11 protein-coding genes are annotated in these 11,796 nt (G+C 71.7%); 3 read left to right on the top strand and 8 right to left on the bottom strand.

All coding sequences use genetic code 11. The features are described 5' to 3' along the window. Positions 1 to 369: 369 nt before the first annotated feature. The 7 genes from truB to rimP all read right to left on the bottom strand — a co-directional run bounded on the left by truB (position 370) and on the right by rimP (position 7,506). Positions 370 to 1,284: a tRNA pseudouridine(55) synthase TruB gene (gene truB, locus HW837_RS28285; RefSeq protein ID WP_045561381.1), complete on the bottom strand. Its 915-nt coding sequence runs from the start codon at positions 1,282 to 1,284 to the stop codon at positions 370 to 372. Next, entirely contained in the window at positions 1,281 to 1,745 is a 465-nt protein-coding gene (gene rbfA, locus HW837_RS28280; RefSeq protein ID WP_193382127.1) for a 30S ribosome-binding factor RbfA, read from the bottom strand. Before rbfA ends, truB begins: the two co-directional genes overlap by 4 nt. Positions 1,746 to 1,807: 62 nt before the next feature. Continuing rightward, positions 1,808 to 2,101 carry a DUF503 domain-containing protein gene (locus HW837_RS28275; protein ID WP_013000329.1) on the bottom strand — a complete coding sequence of 98 codons (294 nt, stop codon included), beginning with the start codon at positions 2,099 to 2,101 and terminating at the stop codon, positions 1,808 to 1,810. Positions 2,102 to 2,316: 215 nt separating this feature from the next. Then, positions 2,317 to 5,427, bottom strand: a complete 3,111-nt coding sequence (gene infB, locus HW837_RS28270) for a translation initiation factor IF-2 (RefSeq protein WP_078853795.1) — start codon at positions 5,425 to 5,427, stop codon at positions 2,317 to 2,319. A 147-nt stretch (positions 5,428 to 5,574) separates the two neighbouring features. Then, positions 5,575 to 5,871: a YlxR family protein gene (locus tag HW837_RS28265; protein ID WP_177261914.1), complete on the bottom strand. Its 297-nt coding sequence runs from the start codon at positions 5,869 to 5,871 to the stop codon at positions 5,575 to 5,577. A 124-nt stretch (positions 5,872 to 5,995) separates the two neighbouring features. Next, positions 5,996 to 6,994: a transcription termination factor NusA gene (gene nusA / locus HW837_RS28260; RefSeq protein ID WP_193381593.1), complete on the bottom strand. Its 999-nt coding sequence runs from the start codon at positions 6,992 to 6,994 to the stop codon at positions 5,996 to 5,998. Positions 6,995 to 6,996: 2 nt separating this feature from the next. Next, positions 6,997 to 7,506, bottom strand: a complete 510-nt coding sequence (gene rimP / locus HW837_RS28255) for a ribosome maturation factor RimP (RefSeq protein WP_045561384.1) — start codon at positions 7,504 to 7,506, stop codon at positions 6,997 to 6,999. Between the two features lie 195 nt (positions 7,507 to 7,701). Between rimP and HW837_RS28250 the strand changes: the two genes are divergently transcribed. Genes HW837_RS28250 through HW837_RS28240 form a run of 3 tightly spaced genes read left to right on the top strand, consistent with a single transcriptional unit; the run spans position 7,702 to position 9,685 of the window. Continuing rightward, a complete protein-coding gene (locus HW837_RS28250) occupies positions 7,702 to 8,271 on the top strand; it encodes a hypothetical protein (RefSeq protein ID WP_237313206.1) in 570 nt (189 codons plus the stop codon). Next, complete coding sequence (locus HW837_RS28245) at positions 8,268 to 8,723, top strand: ferritin-like domain-containing protein (protein ID WP_045561386.1); 456 nt, start codon at positions 8,268 to 8,270, stop codon at positions 8,721 to 8,723. The genes HW837_RS28250 and HW837_RS28245 overlap by 4 nt, the downstream gene beginning before the upstream one ends. 29 nt (positions 8,724 to 8,752) lie before the next feature. Beyond that, positions 8,753 to 9,685, top strand: a complete 933-nt coding sequence (locus HW837_RS28240) for an aminoglycoside phosphotransferase family protein (RefSeq protein ID WP_045561387.1) — start codon at positions 8,753 to 8,755, stop codon at positions 9,683 to 9,685. 325 nt (positions 9,686 to 10,010) lie between these two features. Here the strand turns inward: HW837_RS28240 and HW837_RS28235 are convergent, their stop codons facing one another. Continuing rightward, positions 10,011 to 11,714 (bottom strand): proline--tRNA ligase, encoded by a 1,704-nt coding sequence (locus tag HW837_RS28235; protein WP_045561388.1) that lies wholly within the window; start codon positions 11,712 to 11,714, stop codon positions 10,011 to 10,013. Positions 11,715 to 11,796 lie beyond the last annotated feature (82 nt).

Below are 11,796 nucleotides of genomic sequence, written 5' to 3'. Positions count from 1 at the left end.
GCGCCCCCTTCCGCTCCCTCGGTTCACTCCGAGCGCCTGCACGAAGGGGTGAATAGGCCCGGGCGGATGGATACACCTCTGGGTGGGGGAACCGAGGGGGGACCGTGGAGCGGCGGGAACAGTGACCCCGTGACCGCCGCTCCACACTCCGCTGGGTGGGGCCGTGGGGTGCCGGGTGCCTGCGGCACCGGCCCGGCCAGGGGCTGCGCCCCTGACCCCCGCCTGACAGCTCGGGTGGTTGCGCTGGGTTCTGCGGGTGCGGGTCGTGCGTAGCTGATCGCACAGTTCCCCGCGCCCCTGAAAAGCCCGCAGAGCCCCGCGCGCACAAATGCCCGCAGAGCCCTGGGGCCCCGGGGCCCCAGCCGGAAGTCAGCCGAAGACGGCCAGGCTCTTCGCCTTGCCCTTGTGGCTCTCCACCAGGGCCAGGAAGCGGCCCGTGGGGTCGAAGACCGCTGTCGCGCCGCGGGCCGTGTACTCCTCGGGCATGTCCAGGCGGACGCCGTTCAGCAGCAGTCGGGCGCGCTTGTCGTCCACGTCCCAGCGGGGGAACGCGGCCGCGGCGGCCTCGGCGACCGGCATGACGGTCAGCTCCTGCTGGAGCTGGTCGAGGGTCCGCGCGGAGTCCAGCTTGTACGGGCCCACACGCGTCCGGCGCAGCGCGGTCAGGTGGCCGCCGACGCCCAGGCCGGCGCCCAGATCGCGGGCGAGGGCGCGGATGTAGGTCCCGGAGGAGCACACCACCGACACCACCAGGTCGAGGACGGGGGTGCCGTCCTCGGCGACGGCCTCGCGGACGTCGTACACGGCGAAGGAGGAGACGGTGACGGGCCGGGCGGGGATCTCGAAGTCCTCGCCGTCACGGGCCCGTTTGTACGACCGCACGCCGTCGATCTTGATGGCGCTGACCTTGGACGGCACCTGCATGATCTGGCCGGTCAGCTCGGCCACACCGGCGTCGACCGCGTCCCGGGTGACCTTCGACGCGTCGACCGACGCCGTGATCTCGCCCTCGGCGTCGTCGGTGACCGTCGTCTGTCCGAGCCGGACGGTGCCGAGGTACTCCTTCTCCGTGAGCGCGAGGTGACCGAGCAGCTTGGTCGCCTTCTCCACCCCCAGGACGAGCACTCCGGTGGCCATCGGGTCGAGCGTCCCCGCGTGCCCGACCCGTCGGGTCCGGGCGATGCCCCGCATCTTGGCGACGACATCGTGCGAAGTGAAGCCCGACGGCTTGTCGACGATGACAAGGCCGTCGGGCGTGGTGTTCTTCTGGCGCTGCTGGGTCATTCGGCGGCGGCATCCTCGTCGGCGTCGTCCTCGGCGTCGTCGCCCGGCTTGCGGTAGGGGTCGGCCTCACCGGCGTACTTGGCGCCCGAGGCGCTCTCACGCACGGCGGCGTCCGAGGCCCGCGCCTTGTCGAGGAGGTCGTCGATGGTCTTGGCGGTGTCCGGGAGGGCGTCGGCCACGAAGGTGAGGGTCGGTGTGAACTTCACCCCGGCGGCCCGGCCGACCTCGGAGCGGAGGATGCCCTTGGCGCTCTCCAGCCCCGCGGCGGCGGCCGCCCGCTCCTCGTCGTCCCCGTACACCGTGTAGAAGACGGTCGCCTCCCGCAGGTCCCCGGTCACCCGGGTGTCCGTGACGGTGACGTGTGAGCCGAGCCGCGGGTCCTTGATCCCGCGCAGCAGCTTCTGGGCCACCACCTCTCGGATGAGGTCCGCCAGCCTCTTGGCACGCGCGTTGTCGGCCACTGGTCCGTCTCCTAGCTCGTTCTGCGTGACTACTGCTTTTCAACTGTCCCCGGGCCGCCGGTTCAGTCGTCGTCGCCGTGCAGGCGGCGTCGTACCGACAGCAGCTCCACCTCGGGACGTCCGGCGACCAGCCGCTCGCAGCGGTCCAGTACGTCGGTCAGGTGCCCCGTGTCACCGGACACCACCGCGAGGCCGATCACGGCCCTGCGGTGCAGATCCATGTGGTCGACCTCCGCCACGCTCACCGCGAACTTGCGGTGCAGCTCGGCCACGATCGGGCGGACGACGGAGCGCTTCTCCTTCAGCGACCGTACGTCGCCGAGCAGGAGATCGAAGGACAGAGTCCCCACGTACATGTGTGTATCCGGTTCACCCGCCGGTACGGGATCGATGGCCCGCCCGTAGACCGGGCGGGAACATCAGAACCGTACATCGAACCCGGTGGGGGCTCGATCGCTTTTAGGGGCGCGGGGAACTGTGCGAAGGGGGGCCCGGGGGCAGAACCCCCAGGAACGGCCACACCGGCCGGGGGTACCGAATGGCACCCCCGGCCGGCATGAACCAGCGGCTGCTACGACCGCGGCTTCTCGCGCATCTCGTACGTCGCGATGACGTCGTCGACCTTGATGTCGTTGAAGTTTCCGAGGTTGATACCACCCTCGAAGCCTTCGCGGATCTCGGTGACGTCGTCCTTGAAGCGACGCAGACCGGAGATGGTGAGGTTCTCCGCGATGACCTTGCCGTCGCGGACGAGGCGCGCCTTGGTGTTGCGCTTGACCTCGCCCGAGCGGACCAGGACACCGGCGATGTTGCCCAGCTTGGACGACTTGAAGACCTCGCGGATCTCCGCCGTGCCGAGCTCGACCTCCTCGTACTCCGGCTTGAGCATGCCCTTGAGGGCCGCCTCGATCTCCTCGATGGCCTGGTAGATCACCGAGTAGTACCGGACGTCCACGCCCTCGCGCTCAGCCATCTGCGCGGCACGACCGGCCGCGCGGACGTTGAAGCCGATCACGATGGCGTCGGAGCCCATCGCCAGGTCGATGTCGGACTCCGTGACCGCACCGACGCCGCGGTGCAGGACGCGGATGTCGACCTCTTCGCCGACGTCGAGCTGGAGCAGCGAGGACTCGAGAGCCTCCACCGAACCGGACGCGTCGCCCTTGATGATGAGGTTGAGTTCCTGCACCAGACCGGCCTTGAGCGCCTCGTCCAGGTTCTCCAGGGAGAACCGGACTCCACGCCGGGCGAAGTTGGCGTTGCGCTCGCGCGCCGCCCGCTTCTCGGCGATCTGACGGGCCGTACGGTCCTCGTCGACGACCAGGAAGTTGTCGCCGGCGCCCGGGACGTTGGTGAGACCCAGGACCAGGACGGGGGTCGACGGACCCGCTTCCTCGACGTTGTTGCCGTTGTCGTCGAGCATCGCCCGGACTCGGCCGTACGCGTCGCCGACCACCATCGTGTCGCCGATGCGCAGCGTGCCGCGCTGGACCAGGACCGTCGAGACGGCACCGCGGCCGCGGTCGAGGTGGGACTCGATCGCGATGCCCTGCGCGTCCTGCTCCGGGTTGGCCCGCAGGTCGAGCGAGGCGTCCGCGGTCAGGACCACGGCCTCCAGCAGGGAGTCGATGTTCAGCCCCTGCTTGGCGGAGATGTCGACGAACATCGTGTCGCCGCCGTACTCCTCGGCCACCAGGCCGTACTCGGTCAGCTGACCGCGCACCTTGGTCGGGTCCGCGCCCTCGACGTCGATCTTGTTGACCGCGACGACGATCGGGACGTCGGCCGCCTTGGCGTGGTTGAGCGCCTCGACCGTCTGCGGCATGACGCCGTCGTTGGCCGCGACGACCAGGATCGCGATGTCGGTCGACTTCGCACCACGGGCACGCATGGCGGTGAACGCCTCGTGACCCGGGGTGTCGATGAAGGTGATCCTGCGCTCTTCGTCGTTGACCTGGGTGGCGACCTGGTACGCACCGATGTGCTGCGTGATACCGCCGGCCTCGCCCGCGACGACGTTCGTCTTGCGGATGGTGTCCAGCAGTCGGGTCTTACCGTGGTCGACGTGACCCATGACGGTCACGACCGGCGGACGCGCGACGAGGAACTCCTCGCCACCCTCGTCCTCGCCGAACTCGATGTCGAAGGACTCGAGCAGCTCGCGGTCCTCCTCCTCCGGGCTGACGATCTCGACGACGTAGTTCATCTCGCCGGCGAGCAGCTGGAGGGTCTCGTCGGAGACGGACTGCGTGGCGGTGACCATCTCGCCGAGGTTCATCATCACGGCGACGAGCGACGCCGGGTTGGCGTTGATCTTCTCCGCGAAGTCGGTGAGGGACGCACCGCGCGACAGGCGGACGGACTGTCCGTTGCCGCGAGGCAGCATCACGCCGCCGACCGACGGGGCCTGCATGGCCTCGTACTCCTGGCGCCTCTGCCGCTTCGACTTGCGACCGCGACGCGCGGGACCGCCGGGACGGCCGAAGGCGCCCTGCGTGCCACCACGGGCACCCGGACCGCCGGGACGGCCACCGAAGCCGGGACGGCCACCGCCGCCGGCACCCGGACCGCCGGGACGACCGGCGAAGCCGCCACCGCCACCGGGAGCACCGGGACGACCGGCGAAGCCGCCGCCACCGCCGCCACCCGGACGACCGGCGAAGCCGCCGCCACCCGGGCGACCGCCGCCGCCACCACCGGGACGACCGCCGCCACCGGGACCGCGGCCACCGGGGCCACCGCCACCGGGACGCGGGCCGGCCGCCGGACGCTGCGGCATCATGCCGGGGTTCGGACGGGGACCGCCGGGGCCGCCGCCGGGACGGGGACCGCCGCCCTGCGGGCGAGGCATGCCGCCCGGGGTCGGACGGGCGCCGCCCGGAGCCTGCGGACGGGGACCGCCGCCGGCACCCTGCGGACGGGGCGCCTGGCCGGGAGCCGCGGGACGCGGACCGCCCTGGGCACCGCCGGGACCGCCCTGGCCGCCGGGACGCGGGGCGCCGCCGGGACGGGGGCCCTGCGGGCGACCCATGCCGGTGGAGCCACCGGAGGTGAAGGGGTTGTTACCGGGACGCGGACCCGCGGGACGGGCACCGCCCGGCTTGGGCGAACCGGGACCACCGGGACGCTGACCACCGGGACGCGGCGCCTGGCCACGGTCCGGACGGTCCTGGCGGTCCTGACCGGGACGCTGCTGGCCACCGGGGCGCGGCGCACCCGGGCCGGGACGGGCGCCCGGACGCGGGGACGACGGCGGAGCGGACGCGGCGGCCGGAGCCGACGGGGGCGCCTGGAACTCGGGCACGCTCGGGGCCGGGGAGGCCGGAGCGGGCTTCGGCGTCGGCGGCTTGGGACCGGGCGTCGGGCGCGGACCCGGGGCCGGAGCGGCGGGCCGCTCGGCGGCGGGCGGCTTCGGCGCGGCCGGGCCGGGACGAGGCGCGGCCGGACGTGCGGCCTGCGTGGGAGAGGGGGCCGCCGGACGAGCCGGGGCGGCCTTGCGCGGGGCGGGCTTGCCGCCGCCGCTGCCCTGCTGGAGGGCGTCTGTCAGTTTACGGACAACGGGCGCCTCGATCGTCGAGGACGCCGAACGGACGAATTCACCGAGCTCCTGGAGCTTGGCCATGACGACCTTGCTCTCAACCCCGAACTCCTTGGCGAGTTCGTATACCCGGACCTTAGCCACTTCGCTCCTTTTTAGGTCCGGGTGCGTCCGGACCGTCGCTACTTCATGGGCGTACTCATCGCGTGCTCATCGAGTGCTCATCGCAATCTCGACCTACTTCCAACTCGCGGGGTACCAGGGCCGCACGGAGGCTCCGTGCGACACGTCTTACGGTGTTGCCTGCTCGGCAACTGTTGTCTGCTCCACGTATCGGCGCAACGCCTTTGTGTCGAGCGCTCCCGGGGCGCGCAGCGCCCGCGTGAACGCCCGGCGGCGTACGCCCAGGTCGAGACAGACCTGAACGGGGTGTACGTACGCACCCCGGCCGGGCAGCGTACCGCGAGGATCGGGGACGCATTCGTCCTCGATCGCCACGACGCGCAGCAGTTCGGTCTTGGCCGCTCGCTGCCTGCACCCCACACAGGTGCGTTCAGGGCATGCGCGGGCACGCGTCCGGCCAGACACTGCTAAGTCTACCTCCCCGCGGCGACCTCACCCCTTTGGGGCAAGAATCGAACAGTTGCCGCGCATATAACTGACGTGATCTGAGCGACCTGCGGCCTGGATCTATTCCCTGCCACCACGACGCCTACTGCGGCGCCTGCTCCGACGGCTGTTCGGTGTCCGGGCGGATGTCGATCCGCCAGCCGGTGAGACGGGCGGCGAGGCGGGCGTTCTGGCCCTCCTTGCCGATCGCCAGCGACAGCTGGTAGTCGGGCACCGTCACCCGCGCGGAGCGGGCCGCGAGGTCCACCACGTCGACCTTGGAGACCCGGGCCGGGGAGAGCGCGTTCGCCACCATCTCCGCCGGGTCGTCCGACCAGTCGACGATGTCGATCTTCTCACCGTTCAGCTCGCCCATGACGTTGCGCACCCGGCCGCCCATCGGGCCGATGCAGGCACCCTTGGCGTTCAGGCCGCTGCGGGTGGAGCGGACGGCGATCTTCGTGCGGTGCCCCGCCTCGCGCGCGATGGCGGCGATCTCGACGGACCCGTCGGCGATCTCCGGCACTTCGAGGGCGAAGAGCTTCTTCACCAGATTGGGGTGGGTGCGGGAGAGCGTCACGGACGGACCGCGCACACCCTTCGCCACCCGTACGACGTACGACCTGAGCCGCATGCCGTGCTGGTACGTCTCGCCGGGGACCTGCTCCTGCACCGGCAGGATGGCCTCCAGCTTGCCGATGTCGACGAGCACGTTCTTCGGGTCGCGGCCCTGCTGGACCACACCGGTGACGATGTCGCCCTCGCGTCCGGCGTACTCGCCGAGCGTGGCGTCGTCCTCGGCGTCCCGCAGTCGCTGCAGGATCACCTGTTTGGCGGTGGTGGCGGCGATGCGCCCGAAGTCCGACGGGGTGTCGTCGAACGCGCGCGCCTGCTGCCCCTCCTCCAGGTCCTCGGGGTCCTCCTTCGCCCACACGGTCACATGGCCGGTCTCCCGGTTGAGCTCCACGCGCGCGTGACGGCGGCTTCCCTCGGTGCGGTGGTAGGCGATGAGGAGGGCCGCCTCGATCGCCTCGACGAGCAGGTCGAAGGAGATCTCCTTCTCCCGTACCAAGCCCCGCAGGGCGCTCATGTCGATGTCCACGGCTACGCCTCCTCCTCTTCCTTCATGTCCTTCTTGTCCTTGCGGTTGAATTCGACCTGGACGCGGGCCCTGTCGATCTCCGCGAAGGCGAGCCGGCGGGTGGTGGCCTTGCGGCCCTTCACCCCGGGCACTTCGAGGTCGAGGCCGTCGTCGTCCACGGTCAGGATTCTGGCGATGAGTTCCCCGTCCTCGCGGAGCGCGAACTTCACCAGACGGTCCACGGCACGGCGGTAGTGACGGTGCTCGGTGAGGGCGCGCTCGGCGCCCGGCGTACCGACTTCCAGGGTGTACTCCGCCTGGCCCATCGCGTCCGTCTCGTCCAGCTTGGCCGAGACGGCGCGGCTGACGTCGGCGACGGTGTCCAGATCCGCGCCCTCGTCCGAGTCGACGACCACCCGCAGCACCCGCTTGCGTCCGACCGAGTCCACTGCGATCTCTTCGAGATCCAGGCCCTGGGAGCGTACGAGCGGTTCCAGCAGTTCTCGCAGCCTCTCGCTCTGGGTGGTGCTCATCCGGGTGACTCCTCGGCCGCGTGTGCTGTTGTGGGTAGGGCGCGTGTCAGGTCAAAGGGTAGCCGCTCCGCTGGGGTGTTGCCGTCCACGAGTTCCCCGCGCCCCTGGGGCAGGTCCTAGCGGGGTACAGCGCGTTTCACGGGTACGGTGATCGCACCGCTTCTTTGTTCGTACGACCCCCCGAGGACGTCTGCTGTGTCGTTCAGCCTGTCGTCGCGTGCCCTGTCGGGGCCGCGCAGAAGGAGTTTGCTCGTCGGGGCCGCCGGTGCGGGGCTGCTCGCGGGGTGCTCGTCCGGGGGCGGGGTGTCCGACGGCGGGGGCGACGCGTCGCGGGTGGAGCGGACACGCGCGCGGGTGGCACGGGACAGCGAGGGGCTCGTGGAGCGGTACGACCGGGTGATCGCCGCCCATCCGGATCTGGCCGCGCTGCTGACACCGCTGCGGGCGGAGGTCGTACGGCACGCCGAGGTGTTCGGGGGCGCGAAGGGCACGGGCAGGGCGGGCGCGGGTGAGGCGAGCCCTTCCCCCTCCGGTTCGCCCTCCTCCTCCTCTGCTTCCTCCTCCCCCTCCGCATCGGCTTCGCCCGACCCCGTGCCGGAGGACCCCGGGGCGGCCCTCACGGAACTGGCCGCCGCCGAGCGGGCGCTCGCCGACAAGCGGGCCAAGGCGTTGCTGGAGGTGCCGGGCGAGGTGGCACGGCTCATGGCGTCGGTGGCGGCGGCGGGTGCGGGACACGCGTACGTGTTGACGGAGGGTGCGAAGTGAGCAGCGGGGAGCTGAAGGCGGTACAGGCGGCGCTCGGGGCCGAGCACGCCGCCGTGTACGGCTACGGCGTCGTCGGCGGAAAGATCGGCGAGGCACGGCTGCGCGAGGCACGGGAGGCGTACGACGCGCACCGGGCCCGCCGGGACACGCTCACCCGGGCCGTGCGGGACCTGGGCGGCAAGCCCGCCGTGGCGGCCGCCGGGTACGCGTTGCCGTTCCAGGTCGTCGACTCCGATTCCGCCGTGCGGCTCGCGGCGGAGCTGGAGGAACGGGTGGCCGGGGTGTACTCGGATCTCGTGCGGGCCGCCGAGGGCGAACGGCGTGCCACGGCCGCCGAGGCGCTGCGGGAGGCGGCGGTGCGGGCGGTGCGGTGGCGGGGCACGAGCGTAGCCTTCCCTGGTCTCGCCGAGCGGACGGCCGCGGCCGGCCCGTCGGCGACACCGCACACCTGATCAGGCTCCGGAAGGGAAACGACTCGCCCATGGCGCGCATGGCTTTCGAGGACTTCGAACCGCCGCAGCGGCTGGTGCGAGCGCTCGCCGAGACCCGACGGCCGGAGGGCGGTGACGGGGTCGGCGAGTGGCTGGAGAACCTCCCCGAGCTGGCCCGACAAGCTCTGAATCTACGCGAGTTGAGCGTCGAACGGGTGCAGGCTCCGGGTGGCCGGAGCAGTCTGGTGCTCCTTGTCCGGCTCATCGACGGTACGCCCGCCGTGCTCAAGCTGGCACCCGAACGGGCCCGGCCGGAGAGCGAGCGGGCCGCGCTCGCGCACTGGGACGGGCGCGGCGCCGTCCAGTTGCTGAACCCCGGCGACAGTCACGGTGTGCTGCTGCTGGAGCGGCTGCGCCCCGATCTGTCGGTGCGGTCGCTGCCCGAGGCGAAGGCGCTGCTGGAGGCCGCGGCGACCCTGCGACGGCTGTGGATCGAGCCGCCGCAGGCGCATGTCTTCGAGACCGTGGCGGAGCGGACGGGCCGGCAGTCGGAGGCCCTGCGGGCGGGCGCCGAGGCGGACTCCGAGGTGCGGGGGCTGGTCGACGCCGCTCTCGGCGTTCGTGCGGAGCTGCTGGACTCCGGGCCCGAGGAGCGGTTGCTGCACGGGACGTTCCGGCAGAGCAAGGTGCTGGCCGGGGAGCGGCTGCCGTGGCTGGCGGTGGGGCCGGACCCGGTGGTGGGCGAGTGCGCGTTCGACCTGGCCCGGCTGGTGCGGGACCGGGTGGAGGACCTGATCGCCTCGCCCTCGGGGGCGGCGATCACTCGGCGGCGGGTGAAGAAGCTGGCCGAGTCGCTGGATGTGGACCAGGAGCGGTTGCGGGGGTGGACGTTGTTCCGGGCCGTGGAGTCGGGGGTGCGGGCTCGGCGGGTGGGACGGCCGCGGGACGCGGAGCTGTTGCTGGAGTTCGCCGGCTGGCTCTAGGGCCCTTCTGATGGATCTCCGTGGGAGAAGGAGCGGCGTCGTGGGGGTCCCTCCCGCTCGAGCGGAGCCGAGAGTGGGGGAGCGTGCGCTCGGCGTGCGGCGTGGAGGGTCTTGTGGCGGAGCCACCTGGCCCTTCGCGGCGTGCGGCGAGCGTGCGTGCCGGACGCCGCGACGCCGCGGAGATCCATCAGAAGGGCCCTAGCTCCCAGTCGTCCTGACCGTCCCCCTCCGTAGTGGCGTGCGGTCACGTCCTACGGTCGGGGAACGGTCCGGGAGGGGTCGGTGAGGCGGTCCTACGCCTCACCGGAACTCTCTGCGAGGTTGCTCAGACCGTCAGGCGGGCGATCGCCTCGTCGACCGTCAGCTCCTCGCGCTCACCGGTCCGGCGGTCCTTCAGCTCCAGGACGCCCTCGGCGGAGCGGCGGCCGGCGACCAGGATCTTCGGTACGCCGATCAGTTCGGAGTCGGTGAACTTCACGCCCGGGGAGACACCCGCGCGGTCGTCGACCAGGACGCGGAGGCCGGCGGCCCGCAGCTTCTCGGAGACGTCGAGGGCCAGTTCGGTCTGGAGGGCCTTGCCCGCCGCGACCACGTGGACGTCGGCCGGGGCGACCTCGGCGGGCCAGCACAGGCCCTTGTCGTCGGCGGACTGCTCGGCGAGGGCGGCCACCGCGCGGGAGACACCGATGCCGTACGAGCCCATGGTGACGCGGACGGGCTTGCCGTTCTGGCCGAGGACGTCGAGCTTGAGGGCGTCGGCGTACTTGCGGCCGAGCTGGAAGATGTGGCCGATCTCGATGGCGCGGTCCAGCTTGAGGCCGGTGCCGCACTTCGGGCAGGGGTCGCCCTCCTGGACCACCACGACGTCGACGTACTCGGCGACCTCGAAGTCCCGGCCCGCGACGACGTTCCTGGCGTGCGTGCCCGGCTTGTTGGCGCCGGTGATCCAGGCGGTGCCGGGGGCGACGCGCGGGTCGGCGATGTACGTGACCTTCTCGCCGAGGCCCTGCGGGCCGACATAGCCGCGGACCAGGTCGGGACGGCCGGCGAAGTCCGCCTCGGTGACCATCTCGACGGCCGCCGGGGCGAAGTGCGCCTCGACCTTGCCCAGGTCGACCTCGCGGTCGCCGGGGACGCCGACGGCGACGATCTCGCCGTCGACCTTGACGAGGAGGTTCTTCAGGGTGGCGGAGGCCTCGACACCGAGGTACGCGGCGAGGCTCTCGATGGTCGGGGTGTCCGGGGTCGGGATCTCCTCAAGGGCGGGCACGCCGTCGGCGTCCACCGGCTTCAGCTCGAAGGTGATCGCCTCGGTGTTGGCCGCGAAGTCGCACGCCGGGCAGTCCGCGAAGGTGTCCTCGCCGGCGCCGGCCGGGGCGAGGAACTCCTCCGACTTCGAGCCGCCCATCGCGCCCGCCGTGGCGGCGCAGATGCGGTAGTCGAGGCCCAGGCGCTCGAACACCTTCTGGTACGCCTGGCGGTGCAGGGCGTACGACTGGGCGAGGCCCTCGTCCTCGGTGTCGAAGGAGTACGAGTCCTTCATCAGGAACTCACGGCCGCGCAGGATGCCGGCGCGGGGGCGGGCCTCGTCGCGGAACTTCGTCTGGATCTGGTAGAGGATCACCGGCAGGTCCTTGTAGGAGGACGCCTGGTCCTTCACGATCAGCGTGAAGATCTCCTCGTGGGTGGGGCCGAGGAGGTAGTCGCCGCCCTTGCGGTCCTGCAGACGGAACAGCTCGGGGCCGTACTCGTCCCAGCGGCCGGTCGCCTCGTACGGCTCCTTCGGCAGCAGCGCGGGGAGCAGTACCTCCTGGGCGCCGATCGCGTCCATCTCCTCGCGGACGATGCGCTCCACGTTGGCGAGGACCTTCTTGCCGAGCGGCAGCCAGGTCCACACGCCGGCCGCGGTGCGGCGGACGTATCCGGCGCGGACGAGGAGCTTGTGGCTGAGGACCTCGGCGTCCGCGGGGTCGTCGCGCAGCGTCTTCGCCATCAACTGGGACATGCGCTGGACCGGTGCGTTCGCCATGGTTGTCGTACTCCTGCCGGGGTTTGGTTGATGGCAGGAGGTTAGCCGGGGGGCGGGTGCCCGTGGAAATCCGGTGGTGGCG

Source organism: Streptomyces caniscabiei (assembly GCF_014930365.1).
In the GTDB taxonomy this organism is placed as follows: Bacteria; Actinomycetota; Actinomycetes; order Streptomycetales; family Streptomycetaceae; genus Streptomyces; species Streptomyces caniscabiei.
Note: the sequence above shows the minus strand (reverse complement) of the source record. Positions and strands in the feature narration are given on the sequence as shown.